This is a genomic window from Lachnospira eligens, from assembly GCF_009680455.1.
Taxonomy (GTDB): domain Bacteria; phylum Bacillota; class Clostridia; order Lachnospirales; family Lachnospiraceae; genus Lachnospira; species Lachnospira eligens_A.
Genome location: NZ_WKRD01000003.1, coordinates 278,150 through 302,922, shown reverse-complemented (window position 1 = coordinate 302,922; position 24,773 = coordinate 278,150). Strand labels below are relative to the sequence as shown.

At 36.4% G+C, this 24,773-nt stretch carries 28 protein-coding genes; 4 read left to right on the top strand and 24 right to left on the bottom strand.

The genetic code is table 11. The features are described from left to right. Positions 1–14: 14 nt before the first annotated feature. The 10 genes from GKE48_RS05400 to hcp form a co-directional block, all read right to left on the bottom strand. Positions 15–713, bottom strand: a complete 699-nt coding sequence (locus tag GKE48_RS05400) for an ABC transporter ATP-binding protein (RefSeq protein WP_012740674.1) — start codon at positions 711–713, stop codon at positions 15–17. Between the two features lie 228 nt (positions 714–941). After that, positions 942–1,337: a C-GCAxxG-C-C family protein gene (locus GKE48_RS05395; protein ID WP_117914586.1), complete on the bottom strand. Its 396-nt coding sequence runs from the start codon at positions 1,335–1,337 to the stop codon at positions 942–944. Between the two features lie 31 nt (positions 1,338–1,368). Further along, complete coding sequence (locus GKE48_RS05390; protein ID WP_154300592.1) at positions 1,369–2,730, bottom strand: MATE family efflux transporter; 1,362 nt, start codon at positions 2,728–2,730, stop codon at positions 1,369–1,371. Then, positions 2,723–2,935 (bottom strand): hypothetical protein, encoded by a 213-nt coding sequence (locus GKE48_RS05385; RefSeq protein WP_022098117.1) that lies wholly within the window; start codon positions 2,933–2,935, stop codon positions 2,723–2,725. The genes GKE48_RS05390 and GKE48_RS05385 overlap by 8 nt, the downstream gene beginning before the upstream one ends. Positions 2,936–2,938: 3 nt before the next feature. Continuing rightward, on the bottom strand, positions 2,939–4,306 hold the full coding sequence (locus GKE48_RS05380) for a Y-family DNA polymerase (protein ID WP_154300591.1): 1,368 nt from the start codon (positions 4,304–4,306) through the stop codon (positions 2,939–2,941). A gap of 84 nt (positions 4,307–4,390) precedes the next feature. Next, complete coding sequence (locus tag GKE48_RS05375; RefSeq protein ID WP_154300590.1) at positions 4,391–5,347, bottom strand: SseB family protein; 957 nt, start codon at positions 5,345–5,347, stop codon at positions 4,391–4,393. Continuing rightward, positions 5,347–6,249, bottom strand: coding sequence for an L-asparaginase family protein (locus GKE48_RS05370; protein WP_055287598.1), 903 nt, complete (start codon positions 6,247–6,249; stop codon positions 5,347–5,349). Before GKE48_RS05370 ends, GKE48_RS05375 begins: the two co-directional genes overlap by 1 nt. A 42-nt stretch (positions 6,250–6,291) precedes the next feature. Next, positions 6,292–7,692 (bottom strand): sodium-dependent transporter, encoded by a 1,401-nt coding sequence (locus GKE48_RS05365; RefSeq protein ID WP_055287601.1) that lies wholly within the window; start codon positions 7,690–7,692, stop codon positions 6,292–6,294. A 146-nt stretch (positions 7,693–7,838) separates the two neighbouring features. Next, positions 7,839–9,176, bottom strand: coding sequence for a DUF438 domain-containing protein (locus GKE48_RS05360; protein WP_022098122.1), 1,338 nt, complete (start codon positions 9,174–9,176; stop codon positions 7,839–7,841). 44 nt (positions 9,177–9,220) lie between these two features. Then, positions 9,221–10,825, bottom strand: coding sequence for a hydroxylamine reductase (hcp, locus tag GKE48_RS05355; protein WP_172678270.1), 1,605 nt, complete (start codon positions 10,823–10,825; stop codon positions 9,221–9,223). 160 nt (positions 10,826–10,985) lie between these two features. Here hcp and GKE48_RS05350 point away from each other — a divergent pair, with 160 nt between their 5' ends. From GKE48_RS05350 to GKE48_RS05340, 3 genes are read left to right on the top strand one after another with little or no spacing between them, the layout of a single operon-like run. Then, positions 10,986–11,273, top strand: a complete 288-nt coding sequence (locus GKE48_RS05350) for a cyclic nucleotide-binding domain-containing protein (protein ID WP_154300589.1) — start codon at positions 10,986–10,988, stop codon at positions 11,271–11,273. A gap of 33 nt (positions 11,274–11,306) precedes the next feature. After that, positions 11,307–11,648, top strand: a complete 342-nt coding sequence (locus tag GKE48_RS15160) for a Crp/Fnr family transcriptional regulator (RefSeq protein ID WP_154300588.1) — start codon at positions 11,307–11,309, stop codon at positions 11,646–11,648. A 25-nt stretch (positions 11,649–11,673) separates the two neighbouring features. Then, positions 11,674–11,988 (top strand): hypothetical protein, encoded by a 315-nt coding sequence (locus GKE48_RS05340; RefSeq protein ID WP_147604228.1) that lies wholly within the window; start codon positions 11,674–11,676, stop codon positions 11,986–11,988. Between the two features lie 109 nt (positions 11,989–12,097). Here GKE48_RS05340 and GKE48_RS05335 read toward each other — a convergent pair whose 3' ends face one another. From GKE48_RS05335 to GKE48_RS05315, 6 genes are all read right to left on the bottom strand, one after another. Continuing rightward, the gene (locus tag GKE48_RS05335) at positions 12,098–12,640 is read right to left on the bottom strand and encodes a 4Fe-4S binding protein (protein ID WP_154300587.1); all 543 of its coding nucleotides are present in this window, start codon (positions 12,638–12,640) and stop codon (positions 12,098–12,100) included. A 137-nt stretch (positions 12,641–12,777) separates the two neighbouring features. Continuing rightward, the gene (yaaA, locus tag GKE48_RS05330; RefSeq protein WP_154300586.1) at positions 12,778–13,530 is read right to left on the bottom strand and encodes a peroxide stress protein YaaA; all 753 of its coding nucleotides are present in this window, start codon (positions 13,528–13,530) and stop codon (positions 12,778–12,780) included. Continuing rightward, positions 13,530–13,985, bottom strand: a complete 456-nt coding sequence (bcp, locus tag GKE48_RS05325) for a thioredoxin-dependent thiol peroxidase (protein WP_022098128.1) — start codon at positions 13,983–13,985, stop codon at positions 13,530–13,532. The genes yaaA and bcp overlap by 1 nt, the downstream gene beginning before the upstream one ends. 47 nt (positions 13,986–14,032) lie before the next feature. After that, the gene (locus GKE48_RS05320) at positions 14,033–14,989 is read right to left on the bottom strand and encodes an L-lactate dehydrogenase (protein ID WP_154300585.1); all 957 of its coding nucleotides are present in this window, start codon (positions 14,987–14,989) and stop codon (positions 14,033–14,035) included. Between the two features lie 25 nt (positions 14,990–15,014). Continuing rightward, positions 15,015–15,158 carry a hypothetical protein gene (locus GKE48_RS14520; protein ID WP_173016889.1) on the bottom strand — a complete coding sequence of 48 codons (144 nt, stop codon included), beginning with the start codon at positions 15,156–15,158 and terminating at the stop codon, positions 15,015–15,017. 107 nt (positions 15,159–15,265) lie between these two features. Then, positions 15,266–15,691, bottom strand: a complete 426-nt coding sequence (locus GKE48_RS05315) for a bacteriohemerythrin (protein WP_022098130.1) — start codon at positions 15,689–15,691, stop codon at positions 15,266–15,268. A gap of 70 nt (positions 15,692–15,761) precedes the next feature. Here GKE48_RS05315 and GKE48_RS05310 point away from each other — a divergent pair, with 70 nt between their 5' ends. Further along, positions 15,762–16,430: a Crp/Fnr family transcriptional regulator gene (locus GKE48_RS05310; protein WP_022098131.1), complete on the top strand. Its 669-nt coding sequence runs from the start codon at positions 15,762–15,764 to the stop codon at positions 16,428–16,430. 10 nt (positions 16,431–16,440) lie between these two features. Here the strand turns inward: GKE48_RS05310 and rd are convergent, their stop codons facing one another. The 8 genes from rd to GKE48_RS05270 all read right to left on the bottom strand — a co-directional run bounded on the left by rd (position 16,441) and on the right by GKE48_RS05270 (position 24,736). Then, positions 16,441–16,605, bottom strand: a complete 165-nt coding sequence (rd, locus tag GKE48_RS05305) for a rubredoxin (RefSeq protein ID WP_154300584.1) — start codon at positions 16,603–16,605, stop codon at positions 16,441–16,443. Between the two features lie 521 nt (positions 16,606–17,126). Next, on the bottom strand, positions 17,127–17,315 hold the full coding sequence (locus tag GKE48_RS05300) for a DeoR family transcriptional regulator (protein WP_022098133.1): 189 nt from the start codon (positions 17,313–17,315) through the stop codon (positions 17,127–17,129). 149 nt (positions 17,316–17,464) lie between these two features. Then, positions 17,465–17,758, bottom strand: a complete 294-nt coding sequence (locus tag GKE48_RS05295) for a hypothetical protein (protein ID WP_022098134.1) — start codon at positions 17,756–17,758, stop codon at positions 17,465–17,467. A gap of 95 nt (positions 17,759–17,853) precedes the next feature. Further along, the gene (locus GKE48_RS05290; protein WP_022098135.1) at positions 17,854–19,206 is read right to left on the bottom strand and encodes a GGDEF domain-containing phosphodiesterase; all 1,353 of its coding nucleotides are present in this window, start codon (positions 19,204–19,206) and stop codon (positions 17,854–17,856) included. Next, positions 19,203–19,904, bottom strand: a complete 702-nt coding sequence (locus tag GKE48_RS05285; protein WP_154300583.1) for a GGDEF domain-containing protein — start codon at positions 19,902–19,904, stop codon at positions 19,203–19,205. The genes GKE48_RS05290 and GKE48_RS05285 overlap by 4 nt, the downstream gene beginning before the upstream one ends. A gap of 16 nt (positions 19,905–19,920) precedes the next feature. Then, positions 19,921–20,133, bottom strand: coding sequence for a FeoA family protein (locus GKE48_RS05280; RefSeq protein ID WP_055287616.1), 213 nt, complete (start codon positions 20,131–20,133; stop codon positions 19,921–19,923). A 306-nt stretch (positions 20,134–20,439) separates the two neighbouring features. Continuing rightward, positions 20,440–23,658 carry a carbamoyl-phosphate synthase large subunit gene (gene carB, locus GKE48_RS05275; RefSeq protein ID WP_055287618.1) on the bottom strand — a complete coding sequence of 1,073 codons (3,219 nt, stop codon included), beginning with the start codon at positions 23,656–23,658 and terminating at the stop codon, positions 20,440–20,442. Between the two features lie 4 nt (positions 23,659–23,662). After that, positions 23,663–24,736, bottom strand: a complete 1,074-nt coding sequence (locus tag GKE48_RS05270; protein WP_154300582.1) for a carbamoyl phosphate synthase small subunit — start codon at positions 24,734–24,736, stop codon at positions 23,663–23,665. Positions 24,737–24,773: the final 37 nt, after the last annotated feature.

Below are 24,773 nucleotides of genomic sequence, written 5' to 3'. Positions count from 1 at the left end.
ACTTAACTCCTCTCTTACCATTCAAGGTCTGCTGCTGCAATCTTATTATCATTAACATAGTTCTTACGGATTCTGCCATCTCTTAATGTAATAACCCTGTCTGCCATATTTTTGATAGCGTCATTATGTGTAACTATTATTATAGTATTACCGTACTTCTTATTAACGTCTTCAATAAGCTTTAATATATCCTTAGATGTGTTGTAATCAAGTGCTCCTGTAGGCTCATCACACAACAGGATATCCGGATTTTTTATAATAGCTCTTCCAATTGAAGTTCTCTGCTGCTGGCCGCCTGACAACTGATTAGGCTTCTTATCGGCGTGATCTGAAAGTCCTAATGTATTAAGAATCTCATCTGTATCAAGTGCCTTATCACTTAGGTAAGCACCAACCTCAATATTCTCTCTTACAGTAAGGTTAGGTATAAGATTATACATCTGAAAAACATATCCGAGATGCTTTCTTCTGTACTGTGTAAGACGCTTCTCATTCATATCTGCTGTCTTTTCGCCATCTATTGATATGTAACCCTCGTCTGCATCATCAATACCACCAATTATATTAAGCAGTGTTGACTTACCAGAACCTGATGGACCAAGTAATACAACGATTTCCCCTTTATTAACTTCTATGTCAATACCATTCAGCACTTCCACCCGGCTCTCGCCTTCTCCATAATGCTTTTTGATTCCCTTAATCTCTAAAAACATATATACCTCCTTCGGGCATGCCCTCTTATATTATTATATGAACACTTATTCATATATTCATTATATTAGCACTTATTAATTTTGTGTCAATATATAATAATTCATCATCAATAGGCACAAAAAAAGTAAGCATTGGTTAGAACGCCCTAACCACGCTTACTTTATCATATTTTACTATATAATTCACCGCTTCTTATTGATAAAAGTTATCAATAGTTTCGCAGCATTTTATTTATCTTTATCAGCCAGCTCATCAATAAGCCTTATTGATTCCATAATCATACTGTCACAATGCGCCTTTTTTTCGCCACCCTTTAAAGCATTATCTCTTAAAAGATCCGCACAGTTAGTCATTCCATCGTGGTTATCCCTGATAGTTCTCTGAAATGCACCAACAACAGCCGGACTGCTTACTCCCAATGCTCCAAGCACCATAAGCCCTCCGGTAATTGCACCACATGTTCCACCACATTTCATACCTCCGCCGAAATTACATCCAAGGCATTCTGCCTGTGTCTCACTCAATCCCAGATCATCAGCATAAGCCATCATAATAGTTTCTGCACAGTTATAACATTTTTCAGGTGAACGGAGTTCTTTAGCTTTTTCTATATGTCTGTTCATATCTTATCCTCATCTTTCTGAATTATATCCGTTACTGTTCCATAAATGCGAACTTCTTCTTTCTTACCCTGATAAAGAAGAATACACTTAACGCGACTGAAGCAAGCTCTGCAATAGGCCATGCCCACCATACAAGATTAACATTCCCTGTTTTCGAAAAAATATAAGCACATGGCACAAGGAATATAATCTGTCTTACAAATGATACAAGCATGCTGTATATGCTGCTTCCAAGTGCCTGAAAGAACGAACTGCATATAATACATATTCCTGCAAATATAAAACTTATTGATATAGTCCTTAAAGCAGGAACTCCCATTCGTATCATATCTGACGATGCACTAAATATTGACAGCATTGGAACCGGGAATATCTGAACTGCAATCATAAAAAGTATCATTATTATCTCTGCATACATTACTGCAAGCTTAAGTGTCTGTATAACTCTGTCTTCTCTCTTGGCCCCATAATTAAAAGCTATTATAGGAACCATTCCACTGTTCATACCAAATATTGGCATAAATGCAAAGCTCTGCAGTTTAAAATACACACCAAATACAGCAACCGCTGTTGATGTAAATACAACCAGAATCTTATTCATGCAGAATGTCATAACAGAACCAATTGCCATCATAATAACTGATGGAATTCCTATGAATAAGATATTGCAAATTCTTTTTCCTGATGGTCTGAATCCCTTAAAAGTAATATGTATCTCTTTATTAACCTTAATATTAAATATCACTGCCATAACGGCTGCAACAATCTGGCCCGCAACCGTAGCTACTGCTGCACCTACAATACCAAGCTTTGGTGCACCAAACAGACCAAATATAAGTATCGGGTCAAGAATAATATTAATTATTGCACCTGTACCCTGTGTAATCATGCTGTAAAATGTTCTTCCTGTAGCCTGTAATAACCTCTCAAATATCATCTGGAACAGACAACCAAAGCTGACTATAAGAATAACTGAAAGATAATCATAACCATAGTCAGCTATCACTTCATTAGCACCCTGAATAACAAAAAACTCTCTGGCAAAGAAAAGCCCTATGGCAAGAAATATTATATAGCTGCAAGCCGTTATGAATATACCATGCACAGCCATTTTATCAGCTTCTTCATGCCTTCCTTCTCCTAATGCCCTTGAAAGCAGCGCATTAGTACCTACACCCACGCCGCCTGCAACACCAATCATAAGATTCTGCATTGGAAATGCCATTGAAACCGCTGTAAGTGCTTCCTCACTTATTCTTGCAACAAATATACTGTCAACAATATTATACAGTGCCTGTACAAGCATTGATATCATCATTGGCAGCGCCATATTAATAAGCAGCTTATTAACAGGCATTGTACCCATTTTATTTTCTTTCATTGTATTACTCATAAAATTCTTCTCCCTTATTCTCCTCGTCAAAATATTCGTATTCTCTCATATTATCTTTGGTTTTATTCTGCTCATCAATAGCATTGCCAAGACCCTTCAATGCTGAGAAAGGCAGGAATATCTTAGCTCTGCTTTCCATATCCATTCTTGGTCTTTTACTCGGTACCGGCCATTTCATATTAATTATATCATCATATTTTCCCATAAGCTATGCCCTGTGACCTCCAATCTGACCGTTTCTTTCAATTGCAGTCGCCTTGTTCTGCAGGTTATTAGCTTTCATCACCGCATTCTTACCATATTTTTTCTTAATATCAAGCATTGCATGCTGCATCTTCTTTTCGCGTTCAAGCTGTGTCTGGTCTGTAAACATATCAAACTGCTGAAACCCCTCATTAGTAAGATTGGCAACTGTAAGATTTAACTTCCTGATATACAGCTTTCTGTTAGTGTATTTATCATATATATCAAGAAAAGCTTCTCTTAACTGTTTTGATGAAGATGTACATGTCGTAAGTGAAACAGATTTATTAAGTCCTTGTGGAACTTCCCTTCCATATCTGTCCACATGGATTTCACCCTTGTAAGTTCCTTTATCAACATTTACCCTGTCATAAGTTACATTTAACGCAATCGAATCAGTCACAAAACCTTTATCAACTAAATCCAATGCAAGCTCATCTGCCATCTCTCCAACTACTATTCTTGCGTCTTCAAATGTATATGGCTCTTTTAACACCTGTCCTGAACACAGGCTGCTCGCCTTGGGCTTATATTTCTTAATATCTGCAATTGTACACGGTTCATATCCCCATGCGTGGTCTATTAGAATCTCTGCATCTACACCAAACTGCTTATACAGCCAGTCCTCATCTTCAAGAGACATTCTCGCAATATCCCCCATAGTCTTTATCCCATGTTTTTCAAGCTGTCTTGATATTCCTGGTCCAACCCTCCAGAAGTCAGTAAGAGGTGTATGACCCCATAACATTTTTCTGTAATCATTAACACTTAATTCTGCGATACGCACACCCTTGCTGTCTGCCTGTATATGCTTTGCAACTATATCCATTGCTATCTTGCACAGATACAGATTAGGTGCAATTCCTGCAGTAGCCGTTATTCCTGTCGTATCATACACATCCTCAATAACTTTTGCGGTAAGTTGTCTTGCCGTCATATTATACAGCTTCATATAATCTGTTGCATCAATAAATACTTCATCAATACTGTATACAGTTATGTCATCCTTGCTGAAATATTTAAGATATATAGAATATATCTTCGACGAATATTCTATATAAAGTCCCATTCTTGGAACTGCTACAGTATATTCTAGCTTCTTTCCTGTGCGTTCTTCAATTTCTTTTGCCTTCTGTTCTACCTCAAAAAGCCTGCTTCGTCCGGAAAGTCCATATTTCTTAAGAGAAGGAGTAACTGCAAGACATATTGTTTTGGCTGTTCTAGATTCATCAGCTACAACGAGATTAGTGGTAAGCGGGTCTGACTCTCGTTCAACACACTCAACACTTGCATAGAATGATTTTAGATCAATTGCAATATATACTCTTTCCATCACATCCTCCTTCCCGAATTTCAGAAAGACACACCAGTTATTACGATACCAGTGTGTCTTTAAAATATACATTTTATTCTTTTATTACATTGTTATAAGCTGCTTCATTATATCAACCGGAACGTAATAACTTACTCCTAAAGGATTAATAACTATCCCTGAAGCACCCAATTCCTTTACTGTCTTAAGAAGTTCCATATATGTGTAAAGCATATCCTCATGCTTACCTGCATAACATTTTTCCATCTCTAAACCATCTGTAAATACTGGAAGTGCAAGAACTTTCTCACCTTCTTTGTGGCTTACTTTATCAGTAATATCAACATATGGATGTGAAATTGATACCTCTTCATCTGTCTCTTCCTTAGTACAAGGAACCATGTAATCCGCATTACGTATAGCTTTCTTAAGTTCTGCTTCTTTATCTCTTAAAATTGCCGCCTTAGCTGTTGAATCTCCTGGCTTTCTGTACTCCTGGAAGAACTTGATAAGTGCATTCTGAAGTCCTGGATTAGTCACGAAATCTTCTCTTATATACTGGTCATATGTTCCAATCTCTTCTCTTGAAACAATAAGCTCGTTATCCTTGCCATCTGTGAATCTGATATTCCTGCATCCGTTACGATATAAATGAGCTATCTCATACTGCATTGAATCCTTATCCTCAATACCATATGAAATGTCATATCCATATTTTCCAAGCTGTTCTTCTACTCTGGCATGATTAGTATAATCATATAATACAACTATATCATCATCAACCATATATGGATAACCTGTGCTGTCACAATATATTGTCCATAAGTGATCAGCATTAAGAAGCTTATCTACAACAATCTTTCTATACACATTACCTATTTCATTAAAATATCCTTCATCATTGACATTATTCTTTTCCTGTGCCTTCTTGATAAGCTCTGGAAGAACTTTAGTAAGAACTTCTACTCCGTCTGTAATTGAAAGTCCGGTTACATACGCAACACCCTTATCTTCATCCTTAAAAATGTGTCTTATAATGTCCTGTGCTTTAATTGAATCCATTAAACTCTCCTCCTGGTAAAAGCATTTTTAAATGTATCTGAATCACTATTATTATCTAACAATAATGCCAGCATAATTCTCGCTTTAGTAGGCGATATGTCTGTATAGAAGATACTATCTCCACAGTCTGCAAAATCACCTTTCATATATGCATCTTCACTACATGATACTACTACAATACCCGCATTCTTTCCTGATACAGCTTCTGAAAGTTCTTCTGAAAGTTCTCCATCAGCAGTTGAAGAAACTATAACTATAGCATCATTAAGATACATTTTCTTATATAATGCATCTGCATCAATTCCAACATAATCATATACAATATCTATGTTATCTAATCTCTTAGTGTCCGCGATATCAAATATCATATAATCATTAACATTAACCAAAAATCCTTCTGGTAACTGATTATCGGCATTATCTGTCTTATCAAGTTCTTTATCAATATACTTCTTTGCCTGCGCTACCTTATAATCCGGACTGCCGTTGTTATAATCATATGGTATTATCACAAGAGGTTTATCATCCTTAACTGTAAGCGACAGAAAATATCTGACATCTTCTGAGTATTTCTTATTGAGAACAAGAACAACTCCTTTAACATCTTTATTATTCATATCTGAATTAATGTCTTTAGCTATTGCCAGCATTCCATCAATGGAATAATCTGTATTATCTTCTGTTCCATACACACGTATATCAGGCTCACTGTTACTGTCATCTTTGTTATCATCTGCAGATTCTGATGTTGTTTCATTATCTTTATCTGAATTGTCCTGTCTGGTTTCGTCCTGAGAAAGAATGTATTTCATCGGATTCTTTAGCATAGTGCTGCATCCGGTCAGTGTCAGAATTGACATAAGTGTAACCATTGCGATTATAAAACATTTTTTACTAATCATACAAAAAACCTCTTGTTAACCTCTGCCGTAATATCTTACTTGTCAGATTATAGTAAGAATTCCAAGTGATTTAAGAAGAAGAAGGAATAAAAGAATTGGAGCAACCCACTTTACCATAACTGTATAAAGGCCCTTTCTTACCATCTTAATTCCTGTTTTCTCAACTTCATCTATAACAGTCTTCGGCTTAAGTATCCATCCAATAAGGATACATGTTCCTATAGAAACTATTGGCATAAGTACATTATTGCTGACATAATCCATAATATCAAGCACCTGTGCATGTACTCCGTTAGGGAGCTTAATATCAAATAACAGTTTATTATATCCTAAGCATACGATAACTGCAACAGCTATACCGATTACAGTTTCTATTGCTGTAGCCTTGTTTCTGTTTAACTTAAATTCATCCATAAAGCTTGAAACAATAGCTTCCATAATTGAAACCGCACTTGTAAGGGCTGCAAAGAATACCATTGCAAAGAATATTGCACCAATTACATTTCCTGCAAATCCCATAGAATCAAATACTTTAGGAAGCGAAACAAACATAAGACTTGGACCTGATGCTGTCATTCCATCTCTTCCCATGAATACAAATACAGCAGGAATAATCATTACACCTGCAAGAAATGCAACTATTGTATCAAATAGCTCAATCTGGTTAATTGACTTTCCAAGATTAGCATCATCACTTACATATGAACCATATGCAATCATAATACCCATAGCAACACTTAAACTGTAGAAAAGCTGTCCCATTGCGTCCATAAGAACTGTACAGAACTGCTTAACAGTAATTCCTTTCATGTTAGGAATTACATAAGCACCTAATCCCTGTAAACCTGTTCTTGTTGTGCCATCAATGTCTGTATATGAAATTGTAAGTGAATATACAGATACACCAAGAACAAGCACAATAAGTAATGGCATGATAATCTTTGATGATGATTCAATACCACTGTTAACACCACGGAATATAATAAATGCAACAATTATTGTAAACACAAGCATCATTATGATTGGCTCTGCTGTCTGACCGATAAATCCTGAGAAATATCCGTCCTGTGCTGCTGCATGTCCATTACCCGTAATATAAACAAGAAGATACTTAAGTACCCATCCACCGATTGTTACATAGTATGGAAATATCATCATAGGTACAATACACGCAATAATACCCAGTGGCTTCCACTTACTCTTTAACTTGCTGTAAGCTGTAAGCGGACTCTGCTTTGTCTTTCGTCCAATAGCAATTTCTGTTGTGAGTAGAGTAAAACCAAATGTTAATGCTAAAACAATGTAAATAACAAGGAATAATCCTCCTCCATCTTTAGCTGCCAAATAAGGAAATCTCCATATGTTACCAAGTCCTACAGCACTACCCGCTGCTGCAAGGACGAACCCTATAGAGCCCTTGAATGAATTACGATTTTCGTTCATTTCATAACCTTCCCTTTTTTTAAAATATACTTATAAATTATACCTAATAATCTATATAAGGTCAAGGAAAGCGTTACATCATATTAGTCTTCTCTACATACAATACATACATTGGAATAACATTATTTTTGATAATATACTTAGCCTCAAATGCTTGTAAAGTGCTCTTTTGCAAACTGCATATCCTGTACCACTTCTACAGTTCCAAGATAAATACCTTTTTTGTCTCTCACTGCATAATAAGTTACTAAAAATGGTTTTCCTTGCTTTTCCATCCAGACCGGAACGCTATCCCTAGTATGATTTTTAAAACTTTCTATAATGGAACGAACCATTGGCTCTATCTTAGGCGGATGACAAGAGAATACTTCTCTGTCAATTGCCATGCCAGGTCGTTTGAACACTTTCGCTCCTTCGTTAAAGAAACGATTTATATTATTATCATCGATAAATGTAATCTCTATTGGCAATGTATTAAGCATAGCTTCCAGCTGTGCTACACTCATATGTCCACCTCCCATTACTATTTCACCTTCATTAATAGCCGCCTTATGACGATTCTTTTTATCCTGCACATATTTTTCTGCTTCTTCCCATCTATTCTCAATGCCATACACTAATGCATAGTCTTTGGCATCTTCATAGATTCCATACCATTCTTCGACTGTAAAATTCACTGCGCAGATAGGGAACAATATATTATTCTCTTTATAAATCATTTCATCCGCTCTTGTTAAAACAGCCTGTACTCTATTAATCCATTCTTCGTCATGATTGCTTTCTTTATCTATTGCTGCTAATTCATCTCTGATTTCATCATCAACAGTCCACATAACATCCGATGGCCCTGAAATTTCATAGCGAACTTTAAGGAGTGGATAAATCAAATCACCCTTTTTTGCATAGTGTATTGCTATTTGTCTAAAATCTGATATTTTTTTGCTTACATCTTCGCCCTTTTCTAGTGCACCTCTAATATCTGATATTTCTTTACTAAACTTCTCATTTTCTTCTGTAAAAGAATAAAGAGGATGCCCCTTTGTTTCTCTGAGTGCTTTTGCAAGCTCATGTTTTCTGACATACGCATCCGGCATAATTTTCATTTCGGATCTTTCTTCTTTTTTTAAAGATTCTTCGACTGCCTTTTCAGCATTTGCTATTTTTTCTTCTTTAGTTAAGCCATGAAACAATGCACTATGCACATCACACAGTTTCTGCACCTCTGTAATAGGTGTTCCCTCTTTTATAAGTTCCTGCTCTGCCTTCATGATTTCAGAAGCTTCTACATCAGAAAAATTTTGAACAAAATCTTTTTTAACACTTTCTAAATCTTCTCCATTTCCAAGTCTCTTTAAATAATCCTTCAGCAATTCTGTATTGCTAGTCTCTTTGACTTGAAATTCTTTGCTTCTCATAGAAGAAATATCTGGCATATTACCAGTAATTTCATCCACCGACCAGTTTAAATTCATTTTTTTATTCATAATATTTTACCACCTTTCACCTATTTTGTTTGGTTCCCTCATGATTATTTATTTAATAACTTTTTTATATCCTCTTCAGGTGTACTAATTGGAGAAAGCCCATAATTCTCTACCAGGAAATTCAGCACATTTGGCGAAATGAATGTTGGTAATGTTGGTCCTATGTGAATGTTCTTTATTCCAAGATAAAGAAGCGTAAGTAAAATACATACAGCCTTCTGCTCGTACCATGAAAGTACCATCGATAGCGGAAGTTCATTCACATCACATTCAAATGCTTCTGCTAAAGCGATTGCGACCTTGATTGCACTATAAGCATCATTACACTGTCCCATATCCATGATTCTTGGAAGTCCTCCGATTGTTCCTAAATCTAAATCATTGAATCTGTATTTTCCACATGCAAGCGTCAAAATAATGCTGTCTGCAGGAGACTGTTTTACAAACTCTGTGTAGTAATTTCTTCCTACTCTGGCTCCATCACATCCACCAACCAAGAAGAAATGTTTAATATCTCCATTCTTTACCGCTTCAATCACCTGATCTGCTACAGATAATACAGTTCCATGTGAGAAACCAGTTGTTACCTGTATTCCACCATTAATTCCAGTCATATGCTGATCTTTGGTATATCCACCTAAGACGAGTGCCTTTTCAATAACTGGTGTAAAATCCTTTTCTTCTCCTATGTGTACAATTTCTGGATAAGATACAACTTCTGTTGTAAATACTCTGTCTGCATAGCTTGGTTTTACAGGCATAAGACAGTTCGTTGTATACAGAATTGCTCCAGGAATATTATCAAACTCTTTCTGCTGATTCTGCCATGCTGTACCAAAGTTTCCCTTTAGATGAGAGTACTTCTTGAGTTCTGGATATGCATGTGCTGGAAGCATTTCACCATGTGTATAGATATTGATTCCCTTATCTTTTGTCTGCTCTAATAAAAGTTGTAAATCTTTTAAATCATGACCTGTAATAATAATAAATGGTCCTTTTTCAATTGTAAGAGGTACCGTTGTTGGTACAGGAGTTCCATAAGTTGTAGTATTTGCTTGATCTAAAAGCTCCATACATCTTAAATTAACTTTTCCAACCTCTAATACGATAGGAAGTAGTTTATCCATTCCCCAATCTTTCATTCCGATTGCAAAAAGTGCCTTATAGAAGAATTTGCTGATTGTTTCATCGGTATATCCAAGCACACTTGCATGATATGCATATGCAGCCATTCCACGAATTCCAAAAAGTATTAAGGATTTTAATGAACGAATATCTTCATCAGTAGTCCAGAGAGTACTCATATCAAAATTATTGTTTCTTCCACATGAGTCAGAGCATGTAAAGCAATTTGGTACTAATTTCTTTTTTGTATCTTCTATCTTATCAATTAAAAGCTTTAATGTTTCATCATTAAAGTTTACATTTGTAATAGTTGTAAATAATCCCTCAAGAACTAATTGATTCATCTCTTCAGTTACAAGCTGCTCATTACCCTCAGTTGCACGAGCAAGTCCAATTAATGCTCCTGTAAGCTCATCCTGTAATCTTGCAGTATTGGCAGACTTTCCGCATACTCCTGTATTTCCGGTACATCCTGTGCATCCTGCTGTCTGTTCACATTGATAACAAAACATCTTATTTTCCATGTTCTTCTCCTTTTCTATTGCTTTATTCATCATCTTTTGTTGCTTAATGGAACTATATCAAACTTACATTAATCATTCTGTTGTCTAGGCAACATTTTCGTATTATTTTCAACTTTTGTGATATACTAAGGAAAAGATAAAAAGAAGGATGAAAAATCTCATGGAAAAATATATTAACATTTTAAAGAATACACCTTTGTTTCAAGGAATTTCAGAAGCAGAAATTCTTCCAATGCTTAAATGTCTATCTGTCAGCATTAAAAATTATTCAAAAGGCGAATATCTGTTAAGAAGTGGAGATAAGATACAAACTATCGGCATGATTCTATCTGGTCAGGCTCTCATAATAAATGATGATGTTTGGGGAAATCGCAATATTATTACAGAGCTATCATCAGGAATGCTCTATGGCGAAAGCTATGCCTGCATCAGCAGTGTTCCTGCTTAAATCAGTGTTATTGCTAATGAAAATCTCACTGTCATGCTTTTCAATATAAATCATATTGTTACAACCTGTTCTTCATCTTGTAGTTTCCATACAAGATTGATTCATAACCTTTTAGAGATAATAGCACGAAAAAATGTAAGATTGATGAACAAAATAGATCATGTTTCTAAGAAAAATTTACGTGACAAGATACTTAATTACTTGTCTAGCGAATCTATGCACGCTGGCTCTAACACATTTACAATCCCTTACGATAGACAAGGGCTGGCAGATTATCTGAATGCAGACCGAAGTGCTCTATCTAGTGAATTGAGTAAATTACAAAAAGAAGGTGTACTCTCTTACAAGAAAAACACCTTCTCTTTGAGGGTATAAAACCCTTCTGGGAAAGGGAATGGATGTGGATTGGTCAAAAACAAATCAGGGGCGCAAATACTATAACAGACAGTCGGCTGTGGATTTTGCGGCGGCGGGGATTTCGCATGTAAGAATCCGTATTGCGGACAAAGTGGACCAAGAACTGTTGGAGGGACTTGACCGGCAGATTCGGGACTGCCTTGATAATGGGATTATTCCCATTATAGCTTATCAGGCGGATGCATTCAAAAATGACCCAAGTGATAAAAATATAGAAAATGTTGTTACGTGGTGGTCGGAAGTGGCCGAACACTATCAGGATAAATCTCTGATACCATCTCCAGCCACAATAAAATGAAGAGCAGCCAATATTATACCGATAACTATCAATATAATTCCATACGATTGAGCTGGGTAGATGCCACCCAGCTCTTATAGAGTCTCCTGTACATACATATTTTTAGTCACTATAATGCCTTCTTAGGACATGCTTTGACGCATTCCATACACAGAATACACTCTGTTCCATTTTCTCTTTTACGGGAATTATCTGTTACATCAACATTCATCGGACATACTCGCTTGCACTTTCCACAGGAAACACATCTTTCCTTATCACACTTCACACGAAGTAGGCTAAAATAACTCATAGGCTTTAAGAATACGGTAATTGGGCAGATATATTTACAGAATGCCCTATTATCCCGAAACGCAAATGCCAGAATGATTCCAATGGCATAATACAGGATATTGCCAACAAGAAATGCCCAGAACATAATTTGCTCGATATTCTCCACGTGGCATAAAAACAGTGCTCCCACAAAAACAAGTGATTCGGTAAAGGTGATATATCGAATAAAACCGATTCTTCTGGCATGTCTATAGTTTAACTGAAAAAGTAACAGCCCTAACGCTATTGCCGAGCCTATATAACTGAAATTCAGAAGATAAAACAGATTATCCTTGGTCAACCATAATGTAACTGCAACAATTTCAAATACAAGCCACATTCCAAGTGGAATCAGTCATTTTTTCTTTGTATTCAATTTCTGTTTCCTCCGTAACTTTATACTTCAAAAATTTTTCTTCCCCTTATTGCTCCTGTTCTATCCTTCGCAATTATCTTATCCAGTAATCAACCATGTTTTTATTTTACAGTTTTTCTTTCAAATATATATTCTCTATCCGATGATATATCATCTCTGAACACATATCCAAGATGGTCAAATTCCTTAATGTCATCTGGATTTTCAATATGATTTTCTGCCATATATCGTACCATTTCACCACGAGCCATCTTGGCATATGTGCCTTTTGTGATAAGCCTGCCACCAGACTGCTCACAAAATGAAATAGTTATATACCTGTCATCAGGTGTCAGATATTTTTCAATACATTTAGAGTATTCTTTTGAAGCCAGATTAATAATAATCCTGCTGTCATCTATAACTTCCCAATACAAATTATCTCCCCAGAAATCATACAGATTCGTGGAATCACCTATCGCTGCCTTTGCCTGCATTTCAAGCCTATATGGTGTGATACCATCCATAGGTTTTAATACTCCATAAAATGCTGATAATATCCTCAGGTGTTCCTGCACATAATCAAAATGCCCATCTTCAAATACAGCTGGTGCCATATATTGATAAGCAATCCCTTCATATGCCAATACTGCCGGAGTAAGCTGCTTTTGAAAATTCATTGTCTTAATCCGTTCAATATTCTCTGTCGTAATTTTATCATTGCATTTCCACAATTTCTTTAATTCTTCTTCCGTTCTTCCCTGCATCCCCCCAAGAATTTCTTCTGTTTTCTCTAAAAATACCGGACTACTCATGGTATCTATGCTGTCAGTATCCACTTTCATCTTCTTTGCAGGTGATAATATTATCTTCATCAGCTTAATTCCTGTAACATTTTTTCCGGATCATCTGCAGCTTTTACTTTGTCATTTGCCTTTATTATGATACCATTCTCATCAATAAGATATGTTGTTCTGACAACTCCCATTGACACTTTTCCATAATTCTTCTTTTCTTTCCATACATCATAAGCCTCAATCACTTTGCGCTCAGTGTCAGATAAAAGTGTAAATGCAAGTCCATATTTTTCCTCAAACTTCTTGTGGGATGCAACAGAATCCTTGCTCACCCCGAGTACAACAGCTCCCTTTTCGCAAATCTGCGGATATCTTTCTGAGAAACCACAAGCCTGCTTTGTACATCCAGATGTATTATCCTTTGGATAAAAATACAGAATTACCTTCTTTCCAAGATATTCGCTTAATTTATGCAATTCTCCATTCTGATCTGGTAATTCAAAATCCGGTGCCTTTGTTCCTACTTCTAACATAACGTTTCCTCCAATCTACACATAAGCTGGTATATTATCTACTCTTACTACAGCTCTAATGTTTCAATTATATTCTTTAATGCGTCTGCTGATTCTTTTAGCTTCAATGCTTCTTCTCCACTAAGATTAATCGGTATATCAGATTCAATTCCGTCTGCACCAACAATAACAGGCATACTTAATACAACATCATCAATCTCATATACTCCATGTATCATGTGCGATACAGGAAGTATTGATTTTTCGTCACGCATAATTACTTCACAGATACGTTTTACTGACATTGCAATTCCATAATATGTCGCATGCTTCTTATTGATAATCTCATAGGCACTGTTTTTGACAGCATCTGCGATTTCCTTCGTGTTTTCCTTATGGTTATAATGTCCTCTCATCTCACACATGTCACTAAGCGGAACACCGGATACATTGGCAGATGACCATGCCACAACTTCACTGTCTCCATGCTCTCCTACTATAAATGCATGCACACTTCGGCTGTCCACTGATAAATGCTGTCCAAGCTTGCTTCTAAGTCTTGCACTGTCAAGAACTGTTCCTGAGCCGATAACTCTTTCCTCCGGAAGTCCTGACAGTTTGATTGCAACCTGTGTCAGAATATCCACAGGATTTGCTACAACCAGAAGGATTCCTCCAAATTCTCTTTTGGTAATTTCCGGAATAATGGACTTAAATATTGCCACATTCTTATTTACCAAATCAAGTCTTGTTTCTCCTGGCTTTTGCCCTGCACCTGCTGATATAATTACAATTGCAGCATCTGCCACATCATCATAATCACCAGCATATATTTTCATAGGGCTGGCAAATGGTATTCCATGACTGATATCCATAGCCTCTCCCTCTGCCTTATTCTTATCCGCATCTATCAAGGCAATTTCAGTGAATAATCCACTCTGCATAAGCGCAAATACAGATGCTGAGCCTACGAATCCGCAGCCTATCATAACTGCCTTTTTTGAATTTGATTTTTTCTTATTCATTCAATCATCCCTTCCTTTTGTTATTCTACAATTCTTTCAAATATGTATTCATTACCTGACGAAATTTCGTCTCTGAATACATAACCAAAACAGTAGGTGTAAGTAGTTTATACAGATTCATAGAATTAATTCTCGCTATGTTCTGTGCTGGTGATACTATAATCTTCATCAATAATGAAATATCTTTTTTAAGTTAAAGATTATTGATTGCCCCAGCCAGTTATTTTGTCTGACTGGGGCATACTTTATTAAAATATAATTGCGTAACAAACAGTTCTATAATCTTTCAGGATTATCATATATATTTATATATTCAGCTACAGATCTGTCAAATGTCTTGATATGACCAAACAGCCAGTCAATAACATTGATTTTTACCTGCTCCATAAACTTTTCATCTGGTCCCTCATTTTCATCCAGATAATCATAGAGTTCCTTAACAGTATGCCTGAACTCCTCATGCTTCTTTATATGTTCCTCCAAGCCTGGGTAATCAACGTCTTTCTGCAGTTTTTCTTCTTCTTTGAAATGAAATTCTGTATATTCATCAAGATAATCAAGCATTTTAATTGCCTTTACTCTTGCATCTTCTGATTCACATGCACTCACAAACTGCTGAATACGATCAATAAGCTCCTTATGCTGCTCGTCTATTGTCTTATTGCCTGTTATTAAATTATCATCAAATGTAATTACTGTCATAAAAACCTCCTTACAATCCACCTCATATATGTTAAAATAAATGTTACTATAATAGAAAGCTGGTACTTATATGCAAATCAAAGACCTGTCTATTTTCCATAATCTGGATGACGCTGAATTTAAGAAAAGTCTCGTTTGTACTCAGTCCGTCATTCATGAATATAAGAAAAACGATTATATATTCTTTCAGGGTGATGTTCCCAATAAGCTCTACCTCATTCTCAATGGTGAAGTAGAACTTGGCTCCATCAATGTTAATGGTAAAGTTCTTCGTATTACCAACATTTCCGAAGGGGAAGATTTTGGCGAAGTTGAACTTTTTCTTAATAAAGACCGCTATAGCGGATATGCAAAAGCAAAAACTGATGTAAAGCTTCTTGAGATTGCAAAGGACTTCTTTGGTGGCAGGTGTGAAAAAAACTGCTCTCATCACAGCAAAGTAGTTTTTAATATGCTGGAACTCTTTGCCAAAAGAACTGATGAAAATAACCAACAGCTTGAAGTCCTTACCAGCGGTAATCTCAAACAGCGTATTGCCACATACCTATTAGAGCATGCAGATAACAACAATCTTGTATCATTATCCATGAATAGAGAAGAACTGGCTCTGTATCTGAATACAACCAGACCTTCCCTTTCAAGGACGCTTTTATCACTTCAGGAGGACGGATTTATTCATCTGTCTTCAAGGAAATCAATCAAAATTCTTGATGCTGAGGCTTTACTCTATATCGAATAAACTAGTCTTCTTATTCGCTTAGTTCTTCAAAAACATCTTTACCCAATCCACAGATTGGACATACCCAATCATCTGGAATATCTTCAAATGGTGTTCCAGGTGCAATTCCTCCATCTGGATTTCCTACCTCTGGATCGTACACATAACCACATGGTCCACATACATATTTCTTCATAATAAAAATCTCCTTTCAGATTCTGTTTTATTTATCTTATGTATGTATTATAGTATTTAGGCAAACCATATTCCGTAACATATGTTACCAAATTGCATAAATATTCTAATTTTTTTCTACTTCTTCACTTTTCTTAACTGCACCTTTGACCGAAATATACATGCTAATGCACCCACTGCCCAATATTTATGAGTTTTCACGATTTCACCTTCAAATTCATTCTTATCTCTTATATCTGTGACGCATGATATACTTCGTGCTGTCCTTGGCAAACTCAGTATTTAATTGGTCTTGTATGTTTTGTAAATCCATATATATGCTCCTAATCCAATTTGTGCAGACGGTCTGCATAAATTCATTTTATTTAATCTAGTGATTACGAATGTCCGATAGGTGGTCACTAATCGGACACTTATCGGATACTATTGGTCATTTACTGGTCACTACTGGTCACTTATCATATATTAGTGACCACCTACTGGTCACTTTTAAATAAAAATGACCAGCACTGACCACTATCTCTATTCCAATATTGTATAAATGGTATTTGTATTCTCTCCAACTTTTTCAATCTTGCCGGATTTTATTAATTTCTCTAATAAATTTCTTGCACCTGTTCTAGACTTGTAATTGCACAAATCCATAACCTTCTGCGTTGAAATATTTCCATTCTGTCTGATATACTCTAATATTCTTTCTTCTTTCGACATTGACTTTAGTTCCGCTTGGTCTGTATTTTCATTTCTAATATCTGCCGCACCCGGAATATAAACAACCTATCCAACTTCCAGTTTTAATGTCACTCTATCTGAACGCTCTGAAAAATCAAACTCCGGTTCTTTCCAGTTACCTGCCATACTTACCAGTCCTCATCAAGCTCTTCCATCGCATCATCTACACCATCAGCATAGTCCTTATCTTTCTGATATCTGTCCCAGTCATAATCTCCATCATCATAGATAGAATCATATCCGCTATCATAAGAAGCATATGGATTGCTCTTATTGCTAGAAGAATGACTCTTTGTCGAATAACTGCTGCCAGATGCTTGTTTGTTGTCACATTCTGCTTTAATACACTTTGGTTCACTTGCTTCACCGATTGCACCAATGATGTAAAGCGACAAAAAAGGACGCAGGATTTTCTCCCACATCCTCACATCTATCTGGCTTTATCTGTCTTTCTCTTTATGTTATGACTTTACTTTATCTGTGTAATTCCAGAATAATATATGTTTTATAATTATATTCACCCAGCTTTTTTCCTATATAGATATCTCTTTTCAAACTCGTTAACATCAATAGCTTTAGAAAAATAATACCCCTGAAATACATCACATCCCAGCTTTGTCAGATTATCAACCTGCTCTTCTGTTTCAACCCCCTCTGTAATAATCAAAAGATTAAGCTCCTTTGCCATTTTTATCACAGAAGCAAGTATTATGCGGCTTTTCTTAACATTCTTAGTCTCTTTTATAAAGCCCATATCAACCTTTAATACATCAACATTAATATCCTTTAATGTATTAAGCGATGAATAACCGCTTCCAAAATCATCCATTTCAAGTGTGAATCCTGCTTTTCTTAGTTCTTCCAGCTCTCCCATCAGATTAGGTACATCTGACATAATCGTAGTTTCTGTGATTTCAATTTTTAGATTAGATGGTTCTATATCATATTTCTTTATAAGACCTGCAAATGTGTTAAATATATCAATATAATAAAAATCCTTAGGAGATATATTTACCGATATGCTCATATTGATACCAGCTTTCTTCCACTCTCCTAACTTAGCCGCTGCCTGCTCCCAGATATATCTGTCAAGTCTGCTTATGAGCCCAGACTTCTCATATACAGGTATAAAGTCTATTGGTGAAATAATCGTTCCATCTGGCTTTATTCTTCTTACTAAAGCTTCTGCACCTGTAAGCCTCCTTGTTTTTGCAGAAATCTGTGGCTGAAGATACATCTTGAACTCACCGGCTTTTATAGCATCATCAAATTCATCAACTATTGTCTTATATTTAATAGCAGCTTCAAGCATTGTGTCATCATAATAAGCAATAAAGCTATGTGTATCATCCTTAATCGAGGCTACTGCAAATGAAGCCTTGTCACACATAAATGATAATGATTCATTCATATTATCAGTCCTGTATATCCCAAAACAGACTCTGACATTATATACTGAATCAGAAAGCACATTCTGTAATGTCTCCCTGCATTCATAAAGATATTCTTCATTAAATGTAGCTTCATCTGCAATCACTACGAAATGATCTTCACCAACTCTTCCGTATAAATATCCATCTACCGCATGTTTTTTTATTATATCTGCCTGCTTAAGCAATATTTCATTACCTTTTTCTATTCCAAATATTTCATTAATAAGCTTGAATTCTGCTATATCTGAATAAATGATAAGTCTGTTCTTTTTCTTATCTGGCAGTTCTTTCATTTTCTGCATAAGATGCTCGGGATTGCATAATCCAGTAAGCTTATCATGTCCGGCCTCATGTCTTTTATCCTTGTCTATTTTTATAATCATATACTGAAACACTATTACTGCTAATAATAATGCTACTACAATTCCTGTTATCATACGTTTAACCTTCTGCCATCCAATCTTTTTCCCTTCATTAACCGCTTGTTTTCGTACATGCGGCTGTCTGCACGCTTAGTAAGCTCTTCCATAAGATAATAATGCTCTCTTGTGCTTATTTCACATCCCTTGGCATATGAAATCTTAATATTGTTTTTTTCATTGTAAACATTTATTTTTCTTTCAAGACTATCCAGAATCTGGTGTATCTCTACTGCATTTGTCTTCTCCAGAATAACGCAGAATTCATCACCACCTATACGGTACGCACTAATACGTTCATTCTGCATGCCTGCAAGTATAGCTGAAAAGCTCTCAATATATCTGTCCCCCATCTCGTGTCCAAGAGTATCATTAACTCTTTTCAGATTATTAAGATCAAGCATTATAACTCCCACTAAAAAAGTATCATCTGCATTATTAAGTCTGTTTATATGATTCTGGTATGCCAGCTTGTTATTAATCCCTGTTACATCTGTATAAGCCATACTGTCAACATCTGCGTTTATCCTTGAACTGACAAAGAATACAGCAAGTATGATTATATCAAGAATCAGTGCTGTACACGAAAGAATCCTCGGAAGCATTTCGTTATGTTTTAGCACATAAACAGTAATATATATCTGTATAGCTATCAATATAGTCATCATGACACTCATTCCAAGGAGTAAGCTTTTAATATATTTCCTATTAGACATAATTCTCTCCTTTACATCAGGCAACTATAATACGCTTAACATACTCCTTAGCAAGCCCTATTTTAATATCCTTAATAACTACTACATAATTTCCATTGATTTCAGATAGTACACTTATCTTACTACCCACAACAAATCCAAGACTTTGAAGCCTGTGTACCATATCTTTATTTCCAACAATTCTCTGAATTATATATATTTTGTTTTTATCTGCAAGATTTAGTGGCATAATCAAAAATCTCCTGTTTAATGTGTCAATAGGTTAGCATCTGCTAACTTAGCAGATAGAATTATATCATCCTCTTTTTATCTGTCAATAAAAACACCATACCTTTTTCCTATGTTTTTATTAAAATACACCCGTTTGATTCACTTATCCTGTTGATGAAATATCTTTGTAAAGTAAGAGCGTGATAACAGATAACTCTGCAACTAATGCAAATAACATGCTATATTATTAGTTTAAAAAAAGAGATATCATATCAAAATGATATGATACCCCTTATTTTCATTACATTATTTAATTATTATCAGATTAGTTATTACCACGATTATCAATCTTGGCAATATCAACTATAGATAATTCCTGATTATTGAATGCATGCTCAAGGCTTGATATAAGTGCATGGGCTGTATCAAGACTTGTAAGGCAGTGAACTCCTGTCTCGATAGCATATCTTCTGATAAGGAATCCATCCTTGGCTCTCTCAATTCCATTCTCTGGTGTATCAATTACAAGGTCAATCTTATGCTCTAAGATAAGGTCAAGAAGTGTAGGTGCTTCCTGTCCAATCTTATTAACCTGAATTGCATGTACTCCATTTTCCTTGAGAACCTTTGCAGTTCCTCTTGAAGCATATATCTTATAACCTAATGCTTCGAATCTTTGTGCAATATCAATACCATCCTGCTTATCCTTATCTGCAAGAGTCATGATAATCTGCTTATGCTTTGGAAGTCTGATTCCAGCTCCCTCGAACGCCTTATAAAGTGCCTCATCAAAGCTCTTAGATATACCAAGACACTCACCTGTAGACTTCATCTCTGGTCCGAGGCTGATGTCAGCTCCTCTGATCTTCTCAAATGAGAATACAGGCATCTTAATTGCATAGTAATCTGCTGCCTTCTGAAGTCCCGGCTCATATCCTAATTCCTTAATTGTCTTACCGATAATAACCTGTGTTGCAAGCTTAACAATAGGAATACCTGTAACCTTACTGATATATGGTACTGTACGGCTTGAACGAGGGTTAACCTCAATTACATATACCTGGTCATTATATACGATAAACTGAATGTTAATCATACCCTTTACATGAAGTGCTCTTGCAAGTCTTCCTGTATAATCTTCAATCATATCTACAATCTTAGGTGATATAGACTTAGCTGGATATACTGAAATACTGTCTCCTGAATGGATACCGGCTCTCTCAATATGCTCCATGATACCAGGAATAAGAATATCCTGACCATCGCATACAGCATCAACTTCGATTTCCTTACCCATAAGGTACTTATCAACAAGGATTGGGTGATCCTGCTTAATTCTGTTGATGATATTCATGAATTCAACTACATCTTCATCAGATACAGCAATCTGCATACCCTGTCCACCAAGTACATATGAAGGTCTTACAAGTACAGGATATCCAAGCTCATTGGCTGCCTTAAGAGCTTCATCAACTGTGAATACAGTCTGTCCCTTAGCTCTTGGAATCTGTGTCTGCTCAAGAATCTCATCGAAAAGTTCTCTATCCTCAGCAGCATCAACATCTTCTGCCTTAGTTCCAAGAATAGGAACCCCCATCTTCATAAGTGCTTCTGTAAGCTTGATAGCTGTCTGTCCACCAAACTGTACAACTGCACCATCCGGTTTCTCAAAATCTACGATTGATTCAACATCTTCTGCTGTAAGTGGCTCAAAGTAAAGCTTATCAGCAATATCAAAGTCAGTAGAAACTGTCTCTGGGTTATTATTTATAATAACTGTCTCGAAACCTTCTTTTTTGAATGCCCATGTACAATGAACTGAACAGAAGTCGAACTCGATACCCTGTCCGATTCTGATTGGACCAGAACCAAGTACAAGAACCTTCTTCTTATCCTTAGTCTCTACAGCTTCGTTCTCACTGCCATATACTGAATAATAGTATGGTGTTGTAGCTGCGAACTCTGCAGCACATGTATCAACCATCTTAAATGCTGCATGTATATTATACTTGTCTCTTAATTCCTTGATTTCTCTTTCTGTGTGACCTGTTAAATCGCCGATAACATTGTCAGGGAATTCAATTCTCTTAGCTTCTCTTAAAAGGCTCTCTGTAAGAGGTCCTCTCTTAAGAGCATTCTCCATATCAACAATAATCTGGAGCTTATCAATAAACCATAAGTCTATCTTAGTAATATCATGCATCTTGGCTGCAGAAATGTGTCTTCTTAAACCTTCAGCTATCTTCCAGATTCTTCTATCATCTACAATTGCAAGCTCTTCAAGAAGCTCTTCATCTGTAAGTCCTGTAAAGTCATATGACATAAGGCTGTCAACATGCTGTTCAAGAGAACGTATAGCCTTCATAAGACCACCCTCGAAGTTATCAGAAATACTCATAACCTCACCTGTAGCCTTCATCTGTGTTGTAAGTGTTCTCTTAGCTGAGATAAACTTATCAAATGGAAGTCTAGGAATCTTAACTACGCAGTAATCTAGTGCTGGCTCGAAACTTGCATATGTCTTTCCTGTAACTGCATTCTTAATCTCATCAAGTGTATAACCAAGTGCAATCTTAGCTGCAACCTTAGCAATAGGATAACCTGTAGCCTTAGAAGCTAATGCTGATGAACGGCTTACACGAGGGTTAACCTCAATTACGCAGTACTCAAAGCTGTCTGGATGAAGTGCATACTGTACATTACATCCACCTGTAATGCCTAATTCATCAATAATTCTTAATGCAGATGTTCTTAACATCTGGTATTCCTTATCAGAAAGTGTCTGTGAAGGAGCTACTACAATACTGTCACCTGTATGAACACCAACTGGGTCGATATTCTCCATGTTACAGATAGTAATACATGTTCCGTTGCTGTCACGCATTACTTCGTATTCAATTTCTTTCCAACCGGCGATACAACGCTCAACTAAAACTTCGCCAACTCTTGAAAGTCTTAATCCATTCTCAAGAATTTCTCTTAATTCCTGCACATTGTTAGCGATACCACCGCCGCTTCCACCAAGTGTGTAAGCTGGACGCAGAACTACCGGATAACCAATCTTAGCGGCAAATGCTTCGCCATCCTCAACGTTGTTAACAACAAGTGATGGTGCACATGGCTCACCAATCTTTTCCATAGTTTCCTTGAACATAAGGCGGTCTTCTGCCTTCTTGATTGTAAGTGCAGTTGTACCGATAAGCTTTACATTATGCTCCTCAAGGAAGCCTGTCTCTGCGATTTCCATTGCAAGGTTAAGTCCAGCCTGTCCACCAAGTGTAGGTAAGATGCTGTCTGGCTTTTCCTTTAAGATAATCTGCTTTAATGCTTCAACTGTAAGAGGCTCAATATATACCTCATCAGCAATATCTTTATCTGTCATGATAGTAGCAGGGTTCGAGTTAACCAGTACTACCTCAATTCCTTCCTCTTTAAGAGAACGGCATGCCTGTGTTCCGGCATAGTCAAATTCTGCTGCCTGACCAATAACGATTGGACCAGAACCTATAACTAATACTTTCTTAATACTCTCAATCTTTGGCATGTTCTTAGTCCTCCTTCTTCATCATATCCATAAATCTGTCAAACAGGTACGCTGTATCCTGTGGACCTGCGCAGGCTTCTGGATGGAACTGTACTGTGAATATATTCTTACCAACATATTCAAGTCCCTCATTAGTCTTATCATTAACATTCTCAAATGCAGGTACTGCAACCTTACTGTCTAATGTGCTTTCATCTACAACATAACCATGGTTCTGTGATGATATATAACATTTGCCAGTCTTTAAATCCTTAACAGGATGGTTAGCACCCCTGTGTCCGTACTTAAGTCTGTGAGTATCAGCTCCTGTAGCAAGTGCCATAAGCTGATGTCCAAGACAGATTGCAAATATTGGTACATTGCTGTTATACAGCTTCTTAATCTCTTCAATTATCTCTACACATTCCTTAGGATCTCCAGGACCGTTAGATAACATAATTCCATCAGGATTAGATTCAAGAATCTCTTCTGCCTTAGTATATGCAGGATATACTGTAACTTCACAGCCTCTGTTATTAAGTGATCTTGCAATATTCTTCTTTGCACCAAAGTCCATAAGAGCAACCTTAGGTCCTTTTCCTGAAAGAACATACTTTTCTGAACATGTAACCTTTCTTACAACGCCCTTAACACTGTACTCCTTAATCTTAGGAAGTACCTCATCAAGATTATAATTCTCATTAGTTGTAATCATACCGTTCATAGTACCCTTTTCTCTTAATATCTTAGTAAGGGCTCTTGTGTCAATCCCACAAATACCTGGGATATCATTATCAAGAAGGAATTTCTGGATAGGATCTTCATTTCTGAAGTTGCTTGCCATTCTGGAAAGCTCACGTACAATATATCCATCTGGCCATGCTTTCTGGGATTCCATATCCTTATAGCACACTCCGTAATTACCGATAAGAGGATATGTCATTGTTACTGCCTGTCCTGCGTATGAAGGATCAGTCAGCACCTCCAGATATCCTGTCATAGATGTGTTAAAGACAATCTCACTAATAACTTCACGGGTCGAACCTATGCTGGTTCCTTCAAAGACCGTTCCATCTTCAAGTATCAAAAATGCTTTCATGAATGCCACCTTAATTCCTTTCGTTTATTTAATTTAA

Coding starts and splice junctions, on each gene's coding strand:
- GKE48_RS05315 (WP_022098130.1), bottom strand. CDS start 15,691: ATGACAGTAATTACATTTGATGATAATTTAATAACAGGCAATAAGACA.
- GKE48_RS05390 (WP_154300592.1), bottom strand. CDS start 2,730: ATGAGTAATACAATGAAAGAAAATAAAATGGGTACAATGCCTGTTAAT.
- rd (WP_154300584.1), bottom strand. CDS start 16,605: ATGAAGAAATATGTATGTGGACCATGTGGTTATGTGTACGATCCAGAG.
- GKE48_RS05280 (WP_055287616.1), bottom strand. CDS start 20,133: ATGCCACTAAATCTTGCAGATAAAAACAAAATATATATAATTCAGAGA.
- GKE48_RS14520 (WP_173016889.1), bottom strand. CDS start 15,158: ATGAAGATTATAGTATCACCAGCACAGAACATAGCGAGAATTAATTCT.
- GKE48_RS05375 (WP_154300590.1), bottom strand. CDS start 5,347: ATGGATTCAATTAAAGCACAGGACATTATAAGACACATTTTTAAGGAT.
- GKE48_RS05385 (WP_022098117.1), bottom strand. CDS start 2,935: ATGGGAAAATATGATGATATAATTAATATGAAATGGCCGGTACCGAGT.
- GKE48_RS05320 (WP_154300585.1), bottom strand. CDS start 14,989: ATGAATAAGAAAAAATCAAATTCAAAAAAGGCAGTTATGATAGGCTGC.
- GKE48_RS05295 (WP_022098134.1), bottom strand. CDS start 17,758: ATGTGGGAGAAAATCCTGCGTCCTTTTTTGTCGCTTTACATCATTGGT.
- GKE48_RS05285 (WP_154300583.1), bottom strand. CDS start 19,904: ATGTCTAATAGGAAATATATTAAAAGCTTACTCCTTGGAATGAGTGTC.
- GKE48_RS05310 (WP_022098131.1), top strand. CDS start 15,762: ATGCAAATCAAAGACCTGTCTATTTTCCATAATCTGGATGACGCTGAA.
- GKE48_RS15160 (WP_154300588.1), top strand. CDS start 11,307: ATGCTTTTCAATATAAATCATATTGTTACAACCTGTTCTTCATCTTGT.
- GKE48_RS05370 (WP_055287598.1), bottom strand. CDS start 6,249: ATGATTAGTAAAAAATGTTTTATAATCGCAATGGTTACACTTATGTCA.
- carB (WP_055287618.1), bottom strand. CDS start 23,658: ATGCCAAAGATTGAGAGTATTAAGAAAGTATTAGTTATAGGTTCTGGT.
- GKE48_RS05395 (WP_117914586.1), bottom strand. CDS start 1,337: ATGAACAGACATATAGAAAAAGCTAAAGAACTCCGTTCACCTGAAAAA.
- GKE48_RS05335 (WP_154300587.1), bottom strand. CDS start 12,640: ATGTGGCTTGTATTTGAAATTGTTGCAGTTACATTATGGTTGACCAAG.
- yaaA (WP_154300586.1), bottom strand. CDS start 13,530: ATGAAGATAATATTATCACCTGCAAAGAAGATGAAAGTGGATACTGAC.
- GKE48_RS05365 (WP_055287601.1), bottom strand. CDS start 7,692: ATGAACGAAAATCGTAATTCATTCAAGGGCTCTATAGGGTTCGTCCTT.
- GKE48_RS05300 (WP_022098133.1), bottom strand. CDS start 17,315: ATGTCGAAAGAAGAAAGAATATTAGAGTATATCAGACAGAATGGAAAT.
- GKE48_RS05290 (WP_022098135.1), bottom strand. CDS start 19,206: ATGATAACAGGAATTGTAGTAGCATTATTATTAGCAGTAATAGTGTTT.
- GKE48_RS05360 (WP_022098122.1), bottom strand. CDS start 9,176: ATGAATAAAAAAATGAATTTAAACTGGTCGGTGGATGAAATTACTGGT.
- GKE48_RS05400 (WP_012740674.1), bottom strand. CDS start 713: ATGTTTTTAGAGATTAAGGGAATCAAAAAGCATTATGGAGAAGGCGAG.
- GKE48_RS05270 (WP_154300582.1), bottom strand. CDS start 24,736: ATGAAAGCATTTTTGATACTTGAAGATGGAACGGTCTTTGAAGGAACC.
- GKE48_RS05380 (WP_154300591.1), bottom strand. CDS start 4,306: ATGGAAAGAGTATATATTGCAATTGATCTAAAATCATTCTATGCAAGT.
- GKE48_RS05350 (WP_154300589.1), top strand. CDS start 10,986: ATGGAAAAATATATTAACATTTTAAAGAATACACCTTTGTTTCAAGGA.
- hcp (WP_172678270.1), bottom strand. CDS start 10,825: ATGGAAAATAAGATGTTTTGTTATCAATGTGAACAGACAGCAGGATGC.
- bcp (WP_022098128.1), bottom strand. CDS start 13,985: ATGTTAGAAGTAGGAACAAAGGCACCGGATTTTGAATTACCAGATCAG.